The following is a 19,992-nucleotide window of genomic DNA, read 5'->3' as shown; positions in this document are numbered from 1 at the left end:
CGGTCGGCCAGGGCCTGGGCCCGGGAGGAGGACTCCTGGGCGGCCGCGACCATCCGCTGGATCCCGGCCAGGGCGGTGTCGGCGCCGACGGCCTCCACCCGCACGCGCACGGTGGTGTCGGTGGCCACGGTCCCGGCGACCACCGTGTCGCCGGGTGCCCGGCTGACGGCCTTGGACTCGCCGGTGATCATGGACTCGTCGAACTCGGCCGTCCCCGCGACGATCTCCCCGTCGGCCGGGACCCGGGCCCCGGGACGGATGAGCACGACGTCGCCCACGGCCAGCTCGGCGACGGGCACGGTGACGGTGTCGCCGTCGACGACCTTCTCGGCCTCGTCGGGCAGCAGCGCGGCCAGGGCGTCCAGGGCGGAGGACGCCGCGCCGAGGGCGCGCATCTCCATCCAGTGGCCCAGCAGCATGATGACCACCAGCAGGGCCAGCTCCCACCAGAAGTCGAGGTCGAACCCGCCGATCCCCAGGGTGGTGACCCAGGAGGCGACGAAGGCGACGGTGATGGCCATGGCGATCAGCAGCATCATCCCCGGCTGCCGGCTCCTCAGCTCGGTGAGTCCGCCCTTCAGGAACGGCGCCCCGCCGTAGACGAAGATGACGGTGCCCAGCACGGGAGGGACCCAGGTGGAGCCCGGGAACCCGGGGACGGAGTAGCCCAGCAGGTGCCCGACCATCGGGCTGAAGACCACCACGGGGACCGCCAGCACGAGACTGAGCCAGAACTTGTTCCGGAACATCGCCGTGGAGTGCCCGGCGTGCTCGCCGTGGGTGTGGACCTGGTGGTCCTCGTCCACCGCCGAGTGGGCGTGCTCGTGCGGCATGGCCTGTCCGTGGGTGCCGGCATCGGCGTGCTGCTCGTGGCCGTGGGCGTCCGCGGGCTGCTCCGGGGCGGCGGGGCGGCCGTGGTCCTGGTGCGGGGAGCGCATGATCTTCCTCCTGCGAGAACTGGTGTCCGCTCGGTGGGGACCGAGGTGGGCCTGCTCCTCCTAGGTATATACCCCTAGGGGGTATAAGGCAAGGTGTGTCATCGGGTGATCCCGGCCGGCTCCGGCCCCGCCCGCTGACGGGAGGGCAGCTCCACGGTGAAGGCCGTCCCGGCCCCGGGCCCGGGGGACGTGACGGTCAGCGTCCCGCCGTGGGCCTCGACCAGGGCCCGGGAGATGGTCAGGCCGATCCCGGAGCCGCCGTGGTCGCGGTCCCGGGCGCTGTCCCCGCGCCAGAAGCGCTCGAACACCCGGGACAGGTGCTCGGCGGCGATGCCGTCGCCGGTGTCGGCAACGGTGACGGCCACCTGCTCCGGACCCCGCCGGACGACGCCGAGGGAGACCTGCCCGCCGGGCGGTGTGTGGCGCAGGGCGTTGGTGAGCAGGTTGCCCAGCACCTGCCCCATCCGCTGCCGGTCCACGTCCACCACCCCGGCGTCGTCGTCGACGTCCAGGACGAGCCGCACGCCCTTGGCGGCGTACGCCTCCCGGTGGGCCTCCGCGGCGGAGCGGGCCAGGTCGCCGGCCGGCTGCGAGGCGCGGTCCAGGTCGATCCGGCCCTCCTCGGCCCGGGAGACGTCGTGGATGTCCTCGACCAGCCGGGTGAGGCGTCCGAGCTGGTCGGTCACGAGCTCGCCGGTGGCCTCGTCCCACTGCGCCACCCCGTCCTGCAGCGCCTCGCAGTAGACGGTGAGCACCGAGATCGGGGTGCGCATCTCGTGGGCCAGGTCCGAGAGCATCCGCCGCCGGAGCTCCTCGGTGCGCTCCAGCCGCTCGGCCATGGTGTTGAACGAGGCCGCCACCGCGTCCACCTCGACGCCGGCGCCGAGAGCCGGGACCCGGGTGTCGTAGCGGCCGCGGGACACGCCCCGCGCCGCCTCGGTGAGCGCGGCGAGGGGCCGCCGGAGGCGGCGGGTGAAGAGCCAGGTCACCGCCGCGGCGCAGATCACGGCGGTGCCCAGGGCCACGCCCAGGACGATGAGGCCGGCGTCCCGGTAGGCCCGCTCCACGTGGAGCAGCTCGGGGGAGTTCTCGGCGTGCCCGGCCATGATCAGGTGCTCGTGGAAGATCGCGGGTCCGGCCAGGGAGGCGACCGTCACGGCGGCGAGGATGCCGGCGGCCACCACGATGGCCTGGGCCAGGAAGAACCGGGAGGCCAGGCCGCGGGGGTGTCGTTGCCGGGTCATCGCGCCACCATCCGGTAGCCGACCCCGCGCACGGTGTCGACGAAGGCGGCCTGGTCCTCCCCGAGCTTCCGGCGCAGGTGCCCGATGTGCACGTCCACGATCCGCTCGTCACCCACCCATGAGGGCCCCCACACGGTGTCGATGAGCCGGCGGCGGGTCAGCGCCTCGTGCGGCCGGGCCGTCAGGGCGGCCAGCAGCTCGAACTCGGTGCGGGTCAGCGCCACCGCCTCCCCGCCCACGCGTGCCTCGTGGGCCGCGAGGTCGACGGTCAGCTCGCCGAACTCCCGGGCGGGCTCGACCGGGGCCACCGTGGTGCGCGGCCGGCGCAGCACCGCGGCCACCCGGGCGACGAGCTCGCGGACGCTGAAGGGCTTCGTGATGTAGTCGTCGGCCCCGGCCGCCAGTCCGGCCAGCTTGTCCTCCTCGTCCCCGCGGGCCGTGAGCATCAGCACGTAGCACTCGGAGAAGCCCCGGATCCTGCGGCACACCTCGATGCCGTCCATCCCCGGCAGCCCCAGGTCCAGCACCACCACGTCCGGGCTCCGGTCGCGGGCGGCCTCCACGGCGTCGGGGCCGGTGTGGACGGTGGCGACCTCGTAGCCGCCGCGGGTCAGGTAGGTGGCGACCATCTGCGCCAGGGGCTTCTCGTCGTCCACCACCAGCACCCGCCCGGCCGCCGCGTCAGTGCCAGGATTCATGACTTCAGTGTCCTCCCCCGCCGCGGGGCGGCGGCGCCCGGGGGCGGTCAGCGCGGGAATCTTCGCCAAACCTTCACGGACCACGCCGTCGTGAGCGCGCCGGCACGGACACGATCCTGCTGGCCACCCGCGAGGGCCTGTTCCGGTAGCAGGACCGGGAACTGACCCAGGTGGGCCCGGTCGTGGACCTGATGGGCTTCACCGTCACCCCCGAGGGCCGCCATCCGGCCTCGGGCCACCCCGGGACCGGGACCGACCTGCCCGAGCCGCTGCTGTGAGGCTCCCGGGTACGAGGTCTCCTCGGGCACCCCCACAGGCCGCCGGCCACCGTGCGCAGCGCGGCCCGTGTCCGCGGAGCGCCGCCCAAGTGGGCTGCGACCGATCCGGTGACGATCAGGGCGACGACCACGGACACCATCGTGACCGGTACGGCGATCGGCCGCGGGGAGGTCAGGATGGCGACCAGCGGGATGAGCGCACCCAGGACGAAGGCCGCCGTCGACGCCCTGGGCGGGGAACAGCCCGGCGAGGTGGTCGAGCTCGTAGGCGGCGTCGGTGTGGAGCTGCAGCTGCTCGTGGGCCAGCTCCGCCTTCTGGGAGTCCCGCTGGCTGGAGACCGACACGTACTCTCCCACCGCCATGGACAGAGCTCCGGCGACGACGGCCGCGACCCCGGCAACCAACAGGGCGTTGGTGCTCACCGCCGCCCCGGCCAGCCGGCCGGCGGTGGAGACGATGCCCCCGCGCCGGGCGCGGTGCCGGAGTCACATTGCCGGTGGTGGTGGGCAGCACGGGACGCACCGGCGCACACTGGCAGTGCCGACCCGGACGAGCGGACAGGTCCGTGGCACAGGACCGGCGATCGGCGCCGTGATGCACACCTGCGGTCCCGCCCGTGCGGAGGCCACCCACGAAGGAGACGAACCGTGACGACCGTGCTGCTGGTTCTCGGCGCCTGCCTGTTGGCCCTGTCGGTGGTGGTCCTGCGCCCGGTGCGGGCCGGTGCCCACTGCGACACCATGGACGGACCCGCCGTCCAGGACGGCAGGCGTGCCCTGGAGACGGGCAACCCCGGCCACGCCCTGAAATGGGTGGGCGCGGAGCAGGAGAACGAGCTGCGGGAAATCTTCGCTCTGGCGCGGAAGGCGCGGGATCAGGGCGAGGAGGCACGGGAGGTGGCCGACCGCTGGTTCCTGGAGAACCTCGTGCGCACCCACCGTGCCGGCGAGGGCGCCCCGTACACCGGCCTCAAGCCCTCGGGGGCGCCCGTCGACGAGAAGGTGGTCGCGGCGGACCGCTGCGTCGACACCGGCACCCTGGAGCCACTGGCGGGTCTGGTGCCCACCGAGCTGGTCCCGGAGCTGGAGCGGCGCCTGGCGGCGGTGCTGGAGCGCAAGCACTACGACGTGGACGACCTCAGTGCCGGACGAGACTACGTCGAGGCCTACGTCAGCTTCTTCAAGCTCGCCGAGGGCGAGGAGCACGAGGGTCATCACGCGCACACCGCGCACCGGCACTGACGCCGCATCGGCGGGCGGGCGCGTGGGACAAGAACTGGTCACAGTGGCGGCGCTGGCCCTGACCGCCGTCCTGGTCGGTCTGGCCGTCCGCCGCTGGTTGATCTTCGTGACGCAGGTCGACTCCGTGTCCATGGTTCCCGCCCTGCTGCCGGGCCGGCGCCTGGTGACCCGGCGCCAGTGGCGCCCCGGGCGGATACGGCGCGGCGACATCCTTGTCGTCGACTCGCAGGAACTGGGCCGGACGGTCGTCAAGCGCGTCGTCGGCCTGCCCGGGGAGCGGGTGGTGATCGAGCCCGGCGGCCGGATCAGTGTCGACGGCCGGCCGGTGACCGAGCCCTACGTGGTGCACGCCGGGGGCCCGTGCGGTGTCTTCCACGTCCCGCCGGGACGCGTGCTGCTGCTCGGGGACAACCGCGCCCGCTCCAGCGACAGCCGCACCTGGCAGGACCCGTACCTGCCGGTGCGGGCCGTCCGCGGGACGGTGCTCACCGGCCCCGTCCGGCTGCGGCCCGCCCCCGGCCGGGGCAAGGCCTCGGACGGCCAACCCGCCCGAGGGACCGAGGACTGATTCCGTCACCTGCGCGGGGGCCCTGTCTCCCCCGGCCCCGGATTCCTAGAGTCGTGCCATGGGGACACGACGGACCGCGGCGGCGGACGCCCGGGGGACCAGCGCTGCACGGGTGTGGTGGGACGCCCGCCGAGCCCGCCGGAAGGACCCGGAGGCGCTGCGCCGGCGGCAGCGGGAGCGGCTGGCCGAGCTCGTGGCCTTCGCGCGGGAGCACTCCGCCTACTACCGGCGGCTCTACCAGGGGCTGCCGGAGCGGGTCGAGGACGTCACCTCCCTGCCGGTGACGGACAAGCGGCAGCTGATGGCCCACTTCGACGAGGTCGCCACGGACCCGGCCGTGACCCTGGCGGCGGTCCAGGAGTTCGTGGCGGACCCGGCCCGGATCGGGGAGCGGTTCGCCGGGAGGTACCTGGTGGCCACCACCGCCGGCACCACCGGCACCCGGGGTCTCTTCGTGCTCGACGACCGGTACCGGGCGGTGACCTCGGGGATGATGGCCCGGCTGTCCGCGGGCTGGCTGTCCGGGCGGGACCTGGTGCGGCTCACGGTGCGCGGGGGCCGGTTCGCCGCGGTCGTGGCCACCGGCGGGCACTTCCTGGCCGTGGCCACCAGCACCCGGGAGATGCGGGAGCGACCGCGGCGCCACCGCCGGCTCAGGATCCTCTCGATCCACCGGCCGCTGCCCGAGCTGGTGGCCGAGCTCAACGCCTTCGGCCCGCTCATGCTCGGCGCCTACGCCAGTGTGCTGCGCCTGCTGGCCTCCGAGCAGGAGGCCGGGCGGCTGCGCCTGCGCCCGGTGCTGGTGCTCAGCACCGCCGAGGGTCTGCCGCCGGACGAGCGCACCCGGATCGAGCGGGCCTTCGGGGCGCCCGTGCGGGAGGTCTACGGGTGCACCGAGATCGGCTACGCGGCCTCGAGCTGCGCCCGGGGCTGGCTGCACCTGGTCGAGGACTGGGTCGTTCTCGAACCCGTCGACGCCGAGCACCGTCCCGTCCCGCCCGGGACCGTCTCGCACACGGTGCTGATGACGAACCTGGCCAACCGGGTCCAGCCGATCATCCGCTACGACGTCGGCGACCGGGTCCTGATGAAGCCGGAACCGTGCGGCTGCGGGAACCCGGCCCCGGCCCTGCGCGTGCAGGGCCGGGCCTCGGACGTCCTCGCCTTCCCCGACGACGACGGGCGGGGCCTGGTCGCGGTGCCCCCGCTCGCGCTGGGGACCGTCATCGACCGCGTCCCGGGCGTGGAGCTGTTCCAGGTCGTGCAGACCGCCCCTGCCGGCCTGCGGGTGCGGCTGCTCCCGGCGGCCGGCGAGGACCCCGAGCAGGTGTGGGCCGCCGCGCTGAGCGCCGTCACCGATCTGCTCGGCGACCTGGGCCTGGGGCACGTCGCCGTCGACCGGGCCCCGGAGGCACCGCAGCAGAGCACCGGCGGCAAGTACCGCACCGTCGTCCCGCTCCCCGCACCATGACGGGTCCGCCGGACGGTCGCCTGGCGGGCCTCGCCGGACGGACGGGGATCGAGCTGCCCGGTGCTCGTCCTCGTGGCCCGCGTGCGCCTGATCAGGCCCGCGGGCTGCCGGCCCCCTCGGGGTGCGGGGCCGGCGTGGTGCGGGAGGACCGCGCCCCGGACCGGCCGCTCAGGGCGGGCAGCACCGCGAGGATCCCGAGCGCACCGGCCACGGCGAAGGCCAGGACCGGGGCGGCGGGATCGAACAGGACGCCCAGGAGGACCGAGCCGGCCGCCTGACCGACGGCGAGGGCGATGAACAGCACGGCGGTGCCCTCGGACACGCGATCGGGAATCACCCGCGCGGCCCAGACGATGAGGACGCCGGACAGGGCGGTGTAGCCGGCCCCGAACACGGCCGCGGAGACGAACGCGGCGAGAGGCGCCCCCGGCGCCGCGCCCAGGACGACGGTCGCGCCGGCCATGGCCACCGCGGTCGAGACCCACGCCGTCCGCAGGCTCCAGACCTGGACGATCTTCCCGGCGGCGGCGCCCAGCACGCCGAACGCCCCCAGGACCATCCAGGCCGCAATGGAATAGGACTCCTCGCCCGTGCCGGACTCGGCCATGGCCGTGCGCCCGAAGGTCCAGATCGCAGCACTCGAGGCGCCGGCGAGCGCCGCCGCGGCGATGGGCCGGGCCAGCGGCACCAGGTCACGGGCCCGCACCCGTGCGGGCCGCTCCGCGGTCGGAGACCGGTGCGCGGACTGGTCCGCCCGGAGGGTGGCCACGGTGGCCGCTGCCACCAGGACGGCGATGGCCGCCCATCCCAGGCGCCACTGGTCGATCGTGAGGAGCATGAGGAGGCCTGCGACGACGATGCCCGCTCCGGTGCCGGCGTTGACGACCGTCTGGGCACTCTCCTGGCGCTCCGGAGCGAGGTTGCGCTCGATGAGCGTGACCAGGCCCGGGGTGGCGAACCCGGCGCCGGCCCCGGCCAGCACCACGCTCACCGCGAGGACGACCGCGGTGGGCGAGGCCACCACGCCTGCCGTGCCCAGCGTGGCCGTCGCCCCCGCGCACACCACGACCAGGCGCGGGCGGGCGGCCAGGCGCGAGGCGAGCACCGCGGCGAGGCAGAAGGAGAGGAAGCTCCCGGCCTGGATGAGCCCGGAGACGGCCGAGCCCATCTGGAAGGTCTCGGTGAACCGGGGCAGGAAGAGGCCGTAGCCGAAGCGCGCCAGCCCGTAGGTCGCCGCGATCAGTGCCATCCCGCTGATCACCAGAGCTCGCATGGAACTCCCTCTCGCACGTCGCTTACCAGAACGATCGTAACGCTATACCAAAACGCTCGTTCTGGAACGAGGGATCGATACAGTGGTGGGGTGACCACCGTCCCGCGACTCCCCGCGCGCACCCGGCTGCTGCAGGCGGCTGACCGCGTGCTGTTCGACCGCGGCATCCGGGCCACGCCCGTCGACGAGCTGCTGCGCGAGGCGGAGGTCTCGGCAGCCACCCTGTACACGCACTTCGGCAGCAAGGACGCCCTGGTGGCCGAGGCGCTGCGGGTCCGGCTGGCGGACTGGCGGTCGGTCTGGGACCAGCACGTGGTCGCGGCCGCCGACGACACGGCGCGGCTGCTCGCGGTGTTCGATGCCCTGGCCTCCTACCGGCGGGACCAGCCCCACCCGGCGCGCTGGTGCGCCTTCCTGGCCGCGGCCACCGAGCTTCCCGAGGCCGCGGACGAGATCGGCGCCGTCCTGGCCGCGGACACCGCCCTCCTCACCGAGCGACTCCTGCACCTCTCCCGGCCCCTCGCCGGGGGACGCGCCCAGGACCTGGCGGACGAGGTCCTCCTGGCCTACGGCGGGACCCTGGCCGCCTTCCTCCGCGGCACCCCGCCCTCACCGATCGAGGTCGGCCGCCGGCTGGCCTCCGCCGCGGTCCGAGCCCACCGCCGCACCTGACCCTTCACCAGCGACGGGCGGCTCCGGACCCCGACGCCGGGGTCACCTCGGTGCGGGCGTGCAGAGCGGGGCCTGGCGTCAGCGGTGGAGGCGGACGCTCAGCCGGGGCAGCAGAATCTGGACCAGCGGGCCGATGGCCAGGGCGTAGAGCACCGTGCCCAGCCCCACGGTGCCGCCGAGCACCCACCCGGCGAGCACCACGACCACCTCGATCGAGGTGCGGACCACGCGCACCGATCCCCCGGTCCGTCTGACCAGGCCGGTCATCAGCCCGTCCCGCGGGCCGGCGCCCAGGTGCACCCCGATGTAGGCGGCGGTCGCCACGGCGTTGAGGAGCACGCCGGCGAGCACGAGCAGCACCCGCAGCGGCAAGGACTCGACCGGAGGCAGCACCGCCAGGGTCGCGTCGAGCACCAGCCCGACCACCACGGCGTTGCTGAGGGTGCCCAGCCCGGGCCGTTCGCGCAGCGGGATCCAGAGGAGGAGCAGCAGCACGCTGACGACGATGACCACCGTGCCCATGCTCAGTCCGAACTGCCGGGACAGCCCCTGGTGCAGCACGTCCCACGGGATGACACCGAGCTCCGCCCGCACGAGCATCCCCATGGTGATGCCGTAGAGCACCAGCCCGGCGTATAGCTGCACGAGCCGCCGGGGCAGTCGGCGCGAGTCCGGACCGTCGATCGAGCGGGCCAGGGCGCGCGGACTCCAGTTCATGCGGATCATCTTCGCACCGGCGGGGCCCTTCCGGCGCACGGGTCGGCCTCGCCGGCGAGGCCGCCGCCCGCCCGGCACGTCGTCGGCCCTCCGCGCGGCCGAGGACCGGCCGGCTTCAGATCCGCCGGGTGCTGGTGATGCCGCCGTTCACGTGGATCTCGGCGCCGTGGAGGTAGGCGGCGTCGTCGGAGACGATCCAGGCGACGGCGGCGGCGATCTCCTCCGGGGTCCCGGGACGCCCGGCGGGAGTGGCGGCCGTGATCCGGGCGATCACGTCGTCGGCCGGGGCGTTGACCGGGGACCGCGTCGCTCCGGGAGAGACGGTGTTGACCCGCACACCGTGCGACCCGAACTCCGCCGCCCAACTGCGCGCGAGCTGGATCTGCGCCGCCTTCGTCGCCGAGTACAGCCCCACGACAGGGCTGCCGACGTGGGCCATCCACGAGCCGATGACGACGATTGCCCCGCTGCCGTTCTCGACCATCCCCGGCGCCAGGGCGGCCGTGAGCACGTGCGGGGCACGCACGTTGACGGCGAGCGCGGCCTCGAGATCCGCGTCGGTGAGGGAGAGGGTGTCCACGGCGGGGCACACGGCGGCGTTGTGGACCAGCGTGTCGACGTGACCGCCCAGGGTCTGCGCGGCCGCGCGGGCGAAGGCCCGGAGGTCGTCCGCGGGGGCGGTGAGCTCGGAGGCGATGAGGTCCGCCCGCCCTCCGCGGTCGCGGATCCCGGCCACCACGCCGTCCCCGCGGGCGCGGTCACGGCCCGTGACGCCGACGTACCACCCTCGAGCCGCCAGTGTCCGTGCGGTGGCGGCACCGATGCCGCTGGTGGAGCCGGTGACCAGAGCGGTGCGGGTTCGTCCCAGTGGTGTCATGACCCCATGCTCGCCGGGGCGAGCCCGGATGGCCACAGCCGGCTCGAGCAGGACGGGCAGCACGCCGTTCCCGACGACGTCGTCGTGGCGCTGCGGCGCCCGCTGCACCCGGGCAGGATCGAAGCAACCCCTCTGCACGACCCGGCCGCTCCTCCGCGCCGCGCCCGCCCGGGATCCGTCCGCCCGGCTCAGGCCTTCCTGACGGTGAGGGTGACGTTGGGGCAGGAGGCGGCGATCCGGGTCAGGGCGGCCTTCTCCGTGCTGTCGACCTTGAGACCCCAGCGGATCTTCACCGCCACCCACTCCCCGACGTAGCCGCAGCGGTTCCGCGGCGGCATCCAGGCCTCGGGGCCCCGGGCCTGCTTGGCCGAGTTCAGCGCGGAGGTCTGGGCGCTGAGCGTGCGGTGGTCGCCGAGGTCGTTGTAGAACGCCACGCGCTTGGCCTTCGTCCAGTACCGCGCCCCGGAGCCCCAGGCCTCGTGGACGGGCACCGTGTGGTCGATCTGCACCGTGGTGGCCGAGGTGTGCACCCTCCCGTCCCAGGTGGTGATCCAGCGCCCGCCCTTGACGGTGCAACGCTTGCTGGTGGTGAAGCTGATGCTCGCCCTGGACTCGTTCTGCAGCACCTCGGCGCGGGTGTTCTGGCAGTCGCGGTTGGCGTCGTTCCAGTCGCCGAACTGCCTGGCCCGGTCATAGCCGACGTTGTTCTCCCCGGCCACGGGCAGGGACTTCACTGCGGTGCGCAACGAGGCGCTGTAGGTCGTCGCCGCCTCGACGGGCATAGCACCACCGACGAGGACCAGACCGGCCACGACCACCGATGCCGCGGCAGTCCGGAGCGGGCCGCCGACAGTGGGCGAGCCGTCGCCGGAAGGGCGGGCACGGAAGAGCATGCTGAGGAACATCGGGGGCCTCCAGGAAGGGGGATGAGGCGCCGGCGCGGGCGTCACTCCATCCTGGCATCGCTATTGCAAATACATGCAACGTGTTGTGGTCACACTTTTGGGGACGACTCCCGGGACAGGGGGGACCTCTGAGAGCTGCGTCAGGCCTCGACAGGGGAGAGCATCGGCCGGTGCTCGTAGAAGGTTTGCAGCACCACGGTGGTGCGGGTGTTCACGGAGGCCACGTGGCGCACCTCGTTGACGAGGGCCTCGAGCGCCTTCGGCGAAGCCACCCGGACGAACAGCATGTAGGCGGAGTCCCCGGCCACCGAGTGGCAGGCCTCGATCGCCGTGATCGACTGCAGGAGCTCGGGGGCGTTGTCGGGCTGGCGGGGATCGAGGGGCGTGATCTCGATGAAGGCCGCGAGCGGCTTGCCGATGGCCTCGGGGTCGAGGATCGCTTGGTACCCGGCGATCACCCCGCTGCTCTCGAGCTTGCGCAGGCGCGCCTGCACGGCCGAGACCGAGAGGCCGACCCGCTCGGACAACTGGGCGAGGGTGGCGCGCGGGTCGTGGGACACCTCGGTTGCCAGTCGCACATCCATGGGGTCGTCCATGGGCCGAACGCTACCAGCTGATCCCGCCGAGAGGGTTGACAGCCTCACGACCACATGTGAATGTTCCTGTATGTGATCATCATCACCGGAAAATTTCCGCTGATCTACGACAGGAGGGTTTCAATGTCCACGTCTCTGCAGGCGGTGCAGGCCATCATCGGCGAACCTGAGGTCGTGGAGGATGCCCGCACCGTGGAGTCGAGCCCGGCCTGGCTCCGGCTCCGGTCGGCGGCCACCGCCCTGCAGGCCCTGCAGGTCAAGGACGGGTCGATCCCCGAGCTCGCCGACCACCCGACGGCGCGCGAGCACGTCGAGGTGATCGTGGCGTCGATCGCCGAGCTCGCCCCGCTCTTCCCGCACGACGCGGCGTACCTGGCGGCCCTGCCCCGCGACTTCGCACGCTGGGCGGACGGCGGCTTCGGGGAGCCGGACTTCCTCGACTCCCTCGTCGAGTTCCAGCCGCAGCAGCACCGCGTGGACGGCATCCGGCATCTCGTCGTGTTCCCCATGCACACCCAGAACGGCTCGGCGAACCGGCACGTCGAGGCCCTGATCGTCGAGGCGATCTGGCCGGAGTTCATCGCCGAGCTCGAGGCCGGGCACTACGGCAACAAGCTGTTCGTGTCCCTGCGGCTGATCGACTTCACCCCGGGCTACGACTCGAACTCCGCGGTCCTCTTCCCCGAGACGGTCGCCGTGCGGGAGATCCCGACGTTCACCTGGGGCGCCATCTTCCAGGACCGTGAGGCGGCACGCTACCGCCGCGTGGTCACCGCAGCCGCCGGCATCACGAAGCTGGACCTGCCCGAGGACGCCGCGGCCCTGCTCGCCGATCAGGATCTCGCCGAGAAGACCTTCGTGATGTGGGACATCATCCACGACCGCACGCACATGCGCGGCGACCTGCCGTTCGACCCGTTCATGATCAAGCAGCGGATGCCGTTCTTCCTGTACTCCCTGGAGGAGCTGCGCTGCGACCTGACGGCGTTCCGGGAGTCGGTGACGATCGAGCGTGCGCTCACGGCGCGGCGAGCGGCCGGCGAGGAGCTCACCGAGATCGAGGAGCAGACCCGCCGGCACGGGAAGCTCATGCAGTACGCGGTGATCTTCGACCGGATCTTCCGTTTCGCGATCACCGGTTCGCGGGTGCGCAACTACGACGGGCTGGGCGGGCAGCTGCTGTTCGCCTGGCTCCACCGGAAGCACGTCCTGCAGTGGCGTGACGTCGAGCTCAGCTTCGACTGGGACCGGGTCGCGGACGCGGTCGTCGAGCTCGGCGAGGCCATCGACCAGCTGTACTGGGAGTCGATCGACCGGCCGAAGACGGTGCACTGGATGAAGGCGTACGAGCTCATCGCCTCCGTGGTCCCTCCGAACCCCGCATCGGTGTGGGCGGAGGGGCTCCCCCGCGAGGTGCTGGCCGGGCCGCCGCGAGGCTACACGGACCTGGTGCTGGACGACGAGTTCCCGCTGTCGATGTTCTTCGAGGCGCTCGACAAGAAGATGAAGGGCGTCATCGCGTCGACGACCGGCATCCGCGCCACGGACGCCTGAGCGATGACCAACCTGACCGGGCGCACCGTCCTGATCGCCGGCGCCACCAGTGCGTCCGGTCTGGCGGCGGCGCGGACCCTGACCTCGGCCGGGGCCCGCGTCGTCGCCACGGGGCGCCACGCGGAGAAGCTCGTCCCCCTCGCAGCACTGGGGGCGCACACGGAGACGGTGGACCTCGCCGACGAGCGCGCCGTGCTCGACCTCGCCCGCCGGCTGCACGACCGCGGCTGGTCGATCGACGGGATCCTCCACCTCGTCGGAGGATGGCGCGGCGGCGGTGGGCTCGCTGGGCAGACGGAGGAGGACTACCGCGTGCTGGAGACCTCCTTCACCGCCCTGCGCCACCTGAGCCGTACCTTCGACGACGACCTCCGGGCCTCGCCAGCGGGCCGGCTGGCGATCGTGTCCTCGACCGCGGTGAACCGTCCGCTGGCGGGCGGGGCCAACTACGCCGCGGTGAAGGCCGCGAGCGAGGCGTGGACCCGGGCTGTGGCGCAGGGATATGCGAAGGGCGCCCGCGAGGCCGGCGAGCCGCTGCGCGTCGCCGCCGTGATCTTCCGGGTGAAGGCCCTGGCCGGTCTGGAGGACCGGCTCGCGAACGCCTACGCCGGGCTCTGGGACGCCGAGGCCCCGGAACTGAACGACTCGACCATCGAACTCCAGGAGAAAGGATGAGGCACCACATGAAGAGGTCCCACGACGCCGAGCTGAGGGGTTTCGCCTCGGACAACTACTCCGGGGTCCACCCGGAGGTGCTGGACGCCCTGGTCGAGGCCAACGGCGGTCACCAGATCGCCTACGGCGAGGACGAGTACACGGCACGGCTGCAGGACGTGATCGTGCAGCACTTCGGCGAGGGCGCCTCGGTGTGGCCGATGTTCAACGGCACCGGCGCCAACGTCGTCGGGCTCCAGTCGATGCTCCCGCGCTGGGGCGCGGTGATCTGCGCGGACACGGCGCACATCCACGTCGACGAGGGCGGCGCGCCCGAGAAGTCCGCCGGCCTCAAGCTCCTGCCCGTCCCCACGGGAGACGGGAAGCTCACGCCCGAGCTGATGGCGGCGGAGGCCTGGGGCTGGGGGGACGAGCACCGCGCCCAGCCGCTCGTCGTCTACCTCACCCAGTCCACCGAGCTCGGCACCCTGTACACACCGGACGAGATCCGGGCCGTCACGGACTACGCGCACGCCCACGGCATGTCCGTCTACCTGGACGGGGCCCGGCTCTCGAACGCGGCGGCCGCCCTGGGACTGCCCCTGCGCGCCTTTACCACCGACGCCGGCGTCGATGTGCTCTCCTTCGGTGGCACCAAGAACGGGGCCCTCGGCGCCGAGGCCCTGGTGGTCCTGAACGAGGCCGCGTCCCAGGGCCTGGTCTACCTGCGGAAGAGCCAGATGCAGCTGGCCTCGAAGATGCGGTTCGTCTCGGCCCAGCTGCTCGCGCTCCTGGACGGCGGCCTGTACCTGCGCACCGCGGGCCGTGCGAACGCGATGGCCCGGCGGCTCCGCGACGGCATCGAGGCGGGCATCGCCGACGGGTCGATGCCCGGCGTGGCCTTCACCCAGGAGACCCAGGTGAACGCCGTCTTCGCGACCCTGCCCGCGGGCATCGCGGACCGCCTGCGCCGGCGGTTCCGGTTCTACGACTGGGACGCCGCGAAGGGCGAGGTCCGCTGGGTATGCAGCTTCGACACCACCGAGGAGGACGTCGACGCGTTCCTGACCGCCCTGCGGTCGGAGCTCGTCCCGGTCGGCTGATCCCGCCGGCCCGTGCCCGCCGCCCGGGGCGGGTGACGGGGACTGCTGCCAGGTCAGGCGGCTCCGCCGGCGGCCGCCGGGGCCCCGGAGTCGTGGCCGTGCCCGCCGTCGCCCACGTGCTCCCGGGCCACGAAGTTCTCCAGGTCGAAGAGGTTCTCGGCCCGGCGGGCCACGTTCACCAGGGTGGTCATCGAGGCGACCTCCTCGACCTGCTCCTTCAGGAACCAGAGCATGAACTGCTCCCCCAGCGCGTCCCCCTCGGCCCGGGCGGCGGCGAACAGCGCCTTGATCTGCTCGGTGACCTCCTGCTCCTGGGACAGCGCCAGGGCCAGGGGTTCACGGACGTCGGTGAAGTCGTTGCGCACCTCCCCCACCCCGGGAATGGTCAGCGGCAGGTCCCGGTCCAGGATGTACTGGACGATCATCATGGCGTGGTTGCGCTCCTCCAGCGACTGCCGGTAGAAGTGCCGGGCCAGCTGCGGGAGGTCCTGGCTGTCGAACCAGACCGCCACGGCGATGTACTGGTGGGAGGCGGCGAACTCGTGGCCCACCTGGCGGGTGAGCAGCTCGTCGAAGGTCTCGGGGGCCATCAGGATCTCCTGACATCAGTGGGTCCCCAGGGCGGACGACGCCCCGGCCGCTCCACCGGTGCGAGCCCGGGGCAGGGCCGGCAGGAATCGTCGCTCGGGTCTGGAGTTCGAGCGTAGCGCGGTGGGACGGCCGGGTGTAGGCCGGTCACCGGAAACTTTCCCCCGACACGATGCTCCGGGTCGTCCCGTCCTTCAGACGACGCGCACCGCGGTGAGCTCGTAGACCCTGGCCGTGCTCGTGGCCGGTCCGTGGCAGGTCAGCTGATGCGGCGGGGCGGTGTGGGACCGCAGTTCGACGTCGACGAGGCCCGGCCGGGGCGGGCGGCCGGCGAGACGGATCCGCCAGCGGTCGCCGTCGCGAGCCGACTCGGTGACCGTCCAGTCGTGGCGGCCGGCCGGGCCGAAGCGTTCGAGCGCGGCCGCGACAGCGGCCTGCTGCGGTGGGAAGAGATCGGTGTACCCGCGCAGGTGCTCCGCGTGCACCCGGCCGGCGAGGTGCTCCTCGACCGTGGTGACGGAGGACTCCGCGTCGAGCCCTCCGTAGTAGACGCCGTCGGGGACGACGACGACATTGGCGGCGAACCGGTCACCGCCGACATGCGAGCACTCCCAGACCAAATCCGGCCAGCGCTCGCTCAGGGCACGTCCCACGGGCCGTCCGCGCACCGCGCAGCAGGGATCGTGCTGACCGTGGGCGCAGACCAGGAGGACCGGTGGGTGGCCGGTTTCACCCGGCACGCCGAGGGCCGTGGCGATTCCCGCGAGGTCCTCGTCGCGGCTCCACGTGCCCCAGTGCTGACGGCCGTCGCCGGAGTCGTCGTGGCGCAGCACGGCCCACCGGCGGGGGCCCTCAAGGCTACGGCGGCCGTGTCGCCGGACCAGAAGGATTCGGGCCTTCGCCGCCTGCGCGGCGGAGAACACGAGGGCCTTGGTCTCCGGCTCGAGCTCGAGACCGTCGAACCCGTTGACCGGCCATCCGCCGCGGTGCTCGATGAGGACCCAGACGAGCCCCCGCGGGGCCGTCCCTGCCATCGGGTCGCCGCGCCCCCGGGCTCCGTCGGCGCACCAGAAGCGGCACGAGGCATTCACGGTGGCGGTGTCACTGGTCACAGGGAACAAGAACCCCCGCCCGCAGCAGTCGTGCGACGAGCTCGACACCGAGCTCGCCCGCGGTGTGGACCTCGCCGTCGAGCAGGCACGAGACGGAGGGCAGATCGGTCGCCGGGAAGTCGAGCCACCCCACGCGCGTGCTCAGCCGCGGGCCCTCCAGCCGTGCCTCCAGGGCACCGCGCAGCCGCACGAGGGTCCCGGCGCTCAAGCCCTGGACGGCCGCGAGCTGGGCCAGCGGCCCCAGCGGGGCCGGGCGCCCCTGCCCTCGCCGGGTGCGCTGGAACCGCGGTGTGGGATCGGCCGCGGCCAGTGCGGCGACCAGGCGCTCCCGGACGGTGTCGAGCTCCCCGCCCGGTCCGTCGACGCCCAGGGGCAGGGACCCGCGCATCTGCGGGTCCTCGGCCAGCAGCGCCAGCGCCTCCTGGACGAGCTGCTCGGCCAGGCCGTGGCGGGTCCAGGTGTGGATCCCGAGCGTGAGGTGGATGGAGACCGCCCCCTGCGCCTGGGCCGCGTGCAGCCAGCCGCGCGGCAGGTAGAGGGCGTCGCCGGGTTCGAGCACCACGTCGAGATGCGCTTCGCCCTTCGCCGCCTCGGCCACGGCGGAGCGGCGGTCGGTCCAGGGCTGGTCCCGCAGCGGGTCCGGGTGCACCGGCTCGTGCAGCACCCAGCGCTTGGTCCCCTCGATCTGCAGGACGAAGACGTCGTGGACGTCGTAGTGGTCGTCGAACCCGCGGTTCTGCGGCGGGGTGATGTAGGCGTTGGCCTGCACCGGGTGCCCGAGCTCGCCGCTCAGCGCGGCGCTGAAGTCCGCGACCGGCTCCCAGGTGCGGTGCAGCGCCTGCAGCACCAGCGTGGCGCCGTCGGCGAACTGCCGCCACAGCGCGGTGTCGTCGAGCTGGTCCGCAATGGTGGCGCCGACCCCGGCGGGGGACGTGAAGGTGGAGTCGGGGAACGTCGACCCGTCCTTGGCGACGCGCAGGAAGGGCGTGCGCAGCCCGCGGCGCGAGATCAGCTCGTCGACGGCGTCGGCGGAGAACAGGTCGGCGAAGCCGCCCGCCCGGCGCGTGAGCAGCGGTGCCCGTCCCCAGACGTCACGGGCGAACCGCTCCCGGCCGATGTCGATCAGGCGGGTCTCCAGGACCCCGGCGCCGCTCCGGGCGCCGGGGTCCTGCCCGTCAGTGCGGACGACGTCCACGCTCAGAGGCCTCGTGCTCCGGCTCCTCCGTCGGCGCCGCCATCGGCACCGCCGTCCGCGCCGCCGTCGTGCACCCCCGGAGTGCCGGTCGCTCCACCGTCAGCGGGGCCCTCGGCGCCGCCGTCCGCGCCGCCGTCGTGGACACCCGGAGTGCCGGCGGCTCCACCGTCGGCCGGGCCCTCGGCGCCGTTGTCAGCACCGCCGTCGGCACCGCCGTCCGCGCCACCGTCGTGCACGCCCGGGGTGCCGGCCGCTCCTCCGTCGGCCGGGCCCTCGGCGCCGTTGTCAGCGCCGCCGTCGGCGCCGCCATCGGCACCGCCGTCCTGAACACCCGGAGCACCGAAGGCTCCGCCGTCGGCGGGACCTTCCGTCTGGTTCGGATCCTGCTGTGCATCAGTCATGTTGACCTCCCAGTTTCGAGTGACCGGGCCGTCGCCGGCACCGGGTCACCAGGACAGGCGATGCGTGAGCAGCACCGCCCATGTCGAGGCTATCCGGGCAGCGCGGGCGAGGGAACAGCCCTCACGTCCGCCGCCGTCAGGGAAGCCGGACGAGGAGCGGCGCGACGTGCGCCGTCCTCGCCGGGGGCACGATCTCCGGGCGGCCTCCGGAGGTGGAACAATTCACCCATCCCCTGCCCGCGACCGGGAGGTGCTGGATGGCCGGCCTGGAGCTCGCCGTCGTCGCGCTCGTGGTGAGCATCGCGTCCTGTCTGCAGGGAGCGATCGGCTTCGGCGTGGCCCTGCTCTCCGCCCCCGTGATCGCCCTGTTCGACCCCACCCTGCTGCCCGGTTCTCTCATCCTGGTGGTCACCGGGCTCACCGCGCTCGGCGTGCTGCGGGACCGCGCCGCCGTGGACGTCAAGGACGCGGGCTGGGCCGTGGCGGGGCAGGTCCCCGGCACCGTGGCGGGAGCGCTGCTGGTGGCGGCCCTGTCCGCCCGGACGCTGGCCCTCGTCCTGGCGAGCACCGTGCTGCTGGCCGTGCTGCTCAGCGTGTGCGGCTGGCGGCCGCGGCCCCGGCCCGCGGCCGTCGTCGTCGCGGGGGCGGCCTCCGGGCTCCTGGGGACGGCCACGTCCATCGTCGGTCCGCCCATGGCGCTCGTGTGGCACGGGTCCTCGCGGGCCCGGATGCCCGGCACGATGAGCGCCTTCTTCCTGGTCGGCGCCGTGATGGCCCTCGTTGCGCTGACCGCGGTGGGGTCGATCGACCGCCGGACCGTGCTCTTCGCGGCCGCGCTCCTGCCGGCCATGGTCCTGGGCTTCGCGGTGTCCGGAGCGGTCAACGCACGGATCAACCGGCGCATCGTCCGGCGGGTGGGCCTCGGCGCCTCCGCGCTGGGCGCCGTGCTGGTCCTGCTGCAGGCGCTCTGAAGCACGTCCTGCCGGGTCCCTCCGGCCAACCTCAGAGCTGGTCGATCCGCCGGTACCGGGACGGCGTGGTGCCCGTGGTGGCCCGGAAGTGCCGGTTGAAGTTGGAGAGGTTGGTGAAGCCCACCCGGTAGCAGATGTCCGAGACCAGCAGGTCGGTGCCGCGCAGCAGCCGGCAGGCCTCGGTGAGCCGCATCCGGGTGACCGTGCGGTTGAAGCCCACCCCGGTGGCCTTGGCGAACAGCCGGGAGAACACGTCCCGGCTCAGGCCCACGGCCTCGGCCACCTCGGGCACGAGCATCCGGCCGTCCAGGTGCTCGGTGATGTAGCCCAGCGCCCGGTTGAAGACCTCGGCCTCGGACGCGTCCAGGCGGTAGGTGCCGCCGCGGCTGTCCAGGTAGCGGCGCTCGCTCTCCGGGGACTCGGCGAGGACGGCCAGCAGCTCGGCCACGGCGGCCAGCCGCCGGAGGCCGAACGTGCCGTTCACCGCCTCCATCGCCGCCGCGCCCTGGACGGCGGTGCGGCCGGTGAACTCGATGCCCCGGGCCGCGGCCTCCAGGAGCGGGCGCAGGGCCTCGAGCTCGGGCAGCGTCCCGGCGGCGGCGAAGAACCGCTCCTGGTCGAACTGGAGCACGGCGTCCCGGTTGCGGACCACGGCGCTGTCGTCGCGGTGGGAGATCCAGTTGTGCGGCAGGAAGGAGCCCATGAGGCTGAGGTGGCCGGGGCCGAAGGGCCCGGCCCAGTCGCCGGCCATCACCGTCCCGGAGGACTCCCGGATCAGGTGCACCTCCACCTCGGGGTGGTAGTGCCAGCGGGCCAGGGGGTGGGGCCAGTCGTGCTCGTGCCACCGCACGGAGCTCGACGGGTCCGGGATCACCAGCTCCCGGACCGGGGAGGTGGCGTCCTCCGGCGTCGTGCTCCGTGCGGCGGCAGCCACG

General features: G+C 73.5%; 20 protein-coding genes and 2 pseudogenes. 8 read left to right on the top strand and 14 right to left on the bottom strand.

Going from position 1 to position 19,992, the window contains the following annotated elements; translation table 11 throughout:
- The 4 genes and pseudogenes from RF640_RS01695 to RF640_RS01680 form a co-directional block, all read right to left on the bottom strand.
- Positions 1-833: pseudogene (locus RF640_RS01695) on the bottom strand (heavy metal translocating P-type ATPase); the annotation flags it as partial.
- 203 nt (positions 834-1,036) lie between these two features.
- Entirely contained in the window at positions 1,037-2,182 is a 1,146-nt protein-coding gene (locus RF640_RS01690) for a sensor histidine kinase (protein WP_368826323.1), read from the bottom strand.
- Positions 2,179-2,880 carry a response regulator transcription factor gene (locus RF640_RS01685; RefSeq protein WP_035924157.1) on the bottom strand — a complete coding sequence of 234 codons (702 nt, stop codon included), beginning with the start codon at positions 2,878-2,880 and terminating at the stop codon, positions 2,179-2,181. Before RF640_RS01685 ends, RF640_RS01690 begins: the two co-directional genes overlap by 4 nt.
- 325 nt (positions 2,881-3,205) lie before the next feature.
- Positions 3,206-3,617 (bottom strand): annotated as a pseudogene (locus RF640_RS01680) (VIT1/CCC1 transporter family protein); the annotation flags it as partial.
- 189 nt (positions 3,618-3,806) lie between these two features.
- On the opposite strand from RF640_RS01680, the gene RF640_RS01675 reads away from it, so the two are divergent.
- Genes RF640_RS01675 through RF640_RS01665 form a run of 3 tightly spaced genes read left to right on the top strand, consistent with a single transcriptional unit; the run spans position 3,807 to position 6,439 of the window.
- Positions 3,807-4,400 (top strand): DUF6448 family protein, encoded by a 594-nt coding sequence (locus RF640_RS01675; protein ID WP_368826321.1) that lies wholly within the window; start codon positions 3,807-3,809, stop codon positions 4,398-4,400.
- Between the two features lie 22 nt (positions 4,401-4,422).
- Positions 4,423-4,968 carry a signal peptidase I gene (lepB, locus tag RF640_RS01670; protein ID WP_229587151.1) on the top strand — a complete coding sequence of 182 codons (546 nt, stop codon included), beginning with the start codon at positions 4,423-4,425 and terminating at the stop codon, positions 4,966-4,968.
- Positions 4,969-5,026: 58 nt separating this feature from the next.
- Entirely contained in the window at positions 5,027-6,439 is a 1,413-nt protein-coding gene (locus RF640_RS01665) for a phenylacetate--CoA ligase family protein (RefSeq protein ID WP_258300597.1), read from the top strand.
- 91 nt (positions 6,440-6,530) lie between these two features.
- Here RF640_RS01665 and RF640_RS01660 read toward each other — a convergent pair whose 3' ends face one another.
- Positions 6,531-7,712: an MFS transporter gene (locus RF640_RS01660; RefSeq protein WP_368826318.1), complete on the bottom strand. Its 1,182-nt coding sequence runs from the start codon at positions 7,710-7,712 to the stop codon at positions 6,531-6,533.
- A 90-nt stretch (positions 7,713-7,802) separates the two neighbouring features.
- Here RF640_RS01660 and RF640_RS01655 point away from each other — a divergent pair, with 90 nt between their 5' ends.
- Positions 7,803-8,384 carry a TetR/AcrR family transcriptional regulator gene (locus RF640_RS01655; RefSeq protein WP_368826316.1) on the top strand — a complete coding sequence of 194 codons (582 nt, stop codon included), beginning with the start codon at positions 7,803-7,805 and terminating at the stop codon, positions 8,382-8,384.
- A 78-nt stretch (positions 8,385-8,462) separates the two neighbouring features.
- Here the strand turns inward: RF640_RS01655 and RF640_RS01650 are convergent, their stop codons facing one another.
- The 4 genes from RF640_RS01650 to RF640_RS01635 form a co-directional block, all read right to left on the bottom strand.
- The gene (locus tag RF640_RS01650; RefSeq protein ID WP_368826314.1) at positions 8,463-9,110 is read right to left on the bottom strand and encodes a YitT family protein; all 648 of its coding nucleotides are present in this window, start codon (positions 9,108-9,110) and stop codon (positions 8,463-8,465) included.
- Positions 9,111-9,216: 106 nt separating this feature from the next.
- On the bottom strand, positions 9,217-10,116 hold the full coding sequence (locus RF640_RS01645; RefSeq protein ID WP_368826312.1) for an SDR family NAD(P)-dependent oxidoreductase: 900 nt from the start codon (positions 10,114-10,116) through the stop codon (positions 9,217-9,219).
- Positions 10,117-10,166: 50 nt separating this feature from the next.
- Positions 10,167-10,883 (bottom strand): HNH endonuclease family protein, encoded by a 717-nt coding sequence (locus RF640_RS01640; RefSeq protein ID WP_017831861.1) that lies wholly within the window; start codon positions 10,881-10,883, stop codon positions 10,167-10,169.
- 140 nt (positions 10,884-11,023) lie between these two features.
- Positions 11,024-11,479, bottom strand: a complete 456-nt coding sequence (locus RF640_RS01635; RefSeq protein WP_031282182.1) for an Lrp/AsnC family transcriptional regulator — start codon at positions 11,477-11,479, stop codon at positions 11,024-11,026.
- Positions 11,480-11,602: 123 nt separating this feature from the next.
- Between RF640_RS01635 and RF640_RS01630 the strand changes: the two genes are divergently transcribed.
- From RF640_RS01630 to RF640_RS01620, 3 genes are read left to right on the top strand one after another with little or no spacing between them, the layout of a single operon-like run.
- A complete protein-coding gene (locus RF640_RS01630; RefSeq protein ID WP_368826309.1) occupies positions 11,603-13,033 on the top strand; it encodes a DUF6421 family protein in 1,431 nt (476 codons plus the stop codon).
- Positions 13,034-13,036: 3 nt separating this feature from the next.
- Positions 13,037-13,708: an SDR family NAD(P)-dependent oxidoreductase gene (locus RF640_RS01625; RefSeq protein WP_368826307.1), complete on the top strand. Its 672-nt coding sequence runs from the start codon at positions 13,037-13,039 to the stop codon at positions 13,706-13,708.
- 8 nt (positions 13,709-13,716) lie between these two features.
- Positions 13,717-14,790: a low specificity L-threonine aldolase gene (locus tag RF640_RS01620; RefSeq protein WP_368826305.1), complete on the top strand. Its 1,074-nt coding sequence runs from the start codon at positions 13,717-13,719 to the stop codon at positions 14,788-14,790.
- Positions 14,791-14,843: 53 nt separating this feature from the next.
- Here RF640_RS01620 and RF640_RS01615 read toward each other — a convergent pair whose 3' ends face one another.
- The 4 genes from RF640_RS01615 to RF640_RS01600 all read right to left on the bottom strand — a co-directional run bounded on the left by RF640_RS01615 (position 14,844) and on the right by RF640_RS01600 (position 18,086).
- Positions 14,844-15,380, bottom strand: coding sequence for a ferritin (locus RF640_RS01615; RefSeq protein ID WP_035924162.1), 537 nt, complete (start codon positions 15,378-15,380; stop codon positions 14,844-14,846).
- Between the two features lie 192 nt (positions 15,381-15,572).
- On the bottom strand, positions 15,573-16,412 hold the full coding sequence (locus RF640_RS01610; protein ID WP_081994187.1) for a sucrase ferredoxin: 840 nt from the start codon (positions 16,410-16,412) through the stop codon (positions 15,573-15,575).
- Positions 16,413-16,479: 67 nt separating this feature from the next.
- Positions 16,480-17,685 carry a cupin domain-containing protein gene (locus RF640_RS01605; RefSeq protein ID WP_368826303.1) on the bottom strand — a complete coding sequence of 402 codons (1,206 nt, stop codon included), beginning with the start codon at positions 17,683-17,685 and terminating at the stop codon, positions 16,480-16,482.
- Positions 17,686-17,687: 2 nt separating this feature from the next.
- A complete protein-coding gene (locus RF640_RS01600; protein WP_081994190.1) occupies positions 17,688-18,086 on the bottom strand; it encodes a BatC protein in 399 nt (132 codons plus the stop codon).
- 257 nt (positions 18,087-18,343) lie between these two features.
- Here RF640_RS01600 and RF640_RS01595 point away from each other — a divergent pair, with 257 nt between their 5' ends.
- The gene (locus RF640_RS01595; RefSeq protein ID WP_368826301.1) at positions 18,344-19,057 is read left to right on the top strand and encodes a sulfite exporter TauE/SafE family protein; all 714 of its coding nucleotides are present in this window, start codon (positions 18,344-18,346) and stop codon (positions 19,055-19,057) included.
- Between the two features lie 31 nt (positions 19,058-19,088).
- Here RF640_RS01595 and RF640_RS01590 read toward each other — a convergent pair whose 3' ends face one another.
- Positions 19,089-19,991 carry a helix-turn-helix domain-containing protein gene (locus tag RF640_RS01590; RefSeq protein WP_368826299.1) on the bottom strand — a complete coding sequence of 301 codons (903 nt, stop codon included), beginning with the start codon at positions 19,989-19,991 and terminating at the stop codon, positions 19,089-19,091.
- Between the last annotated feature and the right edge of the window lies 1 nt (position 19,992).

This window comes from Kocuria sp. CPCC 205231, from assembly GCF_040980965.1.
In the GTDB taxonomy this organism is placed as follows: Bacteria; Actinomycetota; Actinomycetes; order Actinomycetales; family Micrococcaceae; genus Kocuria; species Kocuria rosea.
The sequence above is the reverse complement of the archived record's forward strand: the minus strand, read 5'-3'. Positions and strand labels throughout refer to the sequence as shown.

Coding starts and splice junctions, on each gene's coding strand:
- RF640_RS01690 (WP_368826323.1), bottom strand. CDS start 2,182: ATGACCCGGCAACGACACCCCCGCGGCCTGGCCTCCCGGTTCTTCCTG.
- RF640_RS01685 (WP_035924157.1), bottom strand. CDS start 2,880: ATGAATCCTGGCACTGACGCGGCGGCCGGGCGGGTGCTGGTGGTGGAC.
- RF640_RS01665 (WP_258300597.1), top strand. CDS start 5,027: ATGGGGACACGACGGACCGCGGCGGCGGACGCCCGGGGGACCAGCGCT.
- RF640_RS01660 (WP_368826318.1), bottom strand. CDS start 7,712: ATGCGAGCTCTGGTGATCAGCGGGATGGCACTGATCGCGGCGACCTAC.
- RF640_RS01650 (WP_368826314.1), bottom strand. CDS start 9,110: ATGATCCGCATGAACTGGAGTCCGCGCGCCCTGGCCCGCTCGATCGAC.
- RF640_RS01640 (WP_017831861.1), bottom strand. CDS start 10,883: ATGTTCCTCAGCATGCTCTTCCGTGCCCGCCCTTCCGGCGACGGCTCG.
- RF640_RS01635 (WP_031282182.1), bottom strand. CDS start 11,479: ATGGACGACCCCATGGATGTGCGACTGGCAACCGAGGTGTCCCACGAC.
- RF640_RS01630 (WP_368826309.1), top strand. CDS start 11,603: ATGTCCACGTCTCTGCAGGCGGTGCAGGCCATCATCGGCGAACCTGAG.
- RF640_RS01625 (WP_368826307.1), top strand. CDS start 13,037: ATGACCAACCTGACCGGGCGCACCGTCCTGATCGCCGGCGCCACCAGT.
- RF640_RS01620 (WP_368826305.1), top strand. CDS start 13,717: ATGAAGAGGTCCCACGACGCCGAGCTGAGGGGTTTCGCCTCGGACAAC.
- RF640_RS01615 (WP_035924162.1), bottom strand. CDS start 15,380: ATGGCCCCCGAGACCTTCGACGAGCTGCTCACCCGCCAGGTGGGCCAC.
- RF640_RS01610 (WP_081994187.1), bottom strand. CDS start 16,412: ATGGCAGGGACGGCCCCGCGGGGGCTCGTCTGGGTCCTCATCGAGCAC.
- RF640_RS01600 (WP_081994190.1), bottom strand. CDS start 18,086: ATGACTGATGCACAGCAGGATCCGAACCAGACGGAAGGTCCCGCCGAC.
- RF640_RS01595 (WP_368826301.1), top strand. CDS start 18,344: ATGGCCGGCCTGGAGCTCGCCGTCGTCGCGCTCGTGGTGAGCATCGCG.